The organism is Flavobacterium sp. GNP010 (assembly GCF_056428945.1).
The window spans coordinates 1-231 of record NZ_JBWJVK010000170.1; the positions used below are offsets into that span (position 1 = coordinate 1).

The window sequence follows — 231 nt, forward strand, 5'->3', positions numbered from 1 at the left end:
CGCCAAGGCCTTCTTTCCATTTACTGAAAATTAGTTTTCTTGCAATACCAAGTTGTAGCTCGTACCAAATCCCGTTTTTACCGTAAGGTTGGTATTTTAAACCTAAATCAATAGCCCAGAAAAATAGTTTTTTCTTGATTCCAGTTAACTCAGTTCCTTTAGCATAAATTTTATCATATACTTTTTCAAGTAATCTAGGTACAGCAGTAATTACAGTAGGTTGTACTTCTT

The 231-nt window shown here is 33.3% G+C and carries 1 pseudogene; it reads right to left on the reverse strand.

What is annotated here, in order from left to right:
• Positions 1–231 (reverse strand): annotated as a pseudogene (locus AC061C_RS15965) (long-chain fatty acid--CoA ligase); the annotation flags it as partial.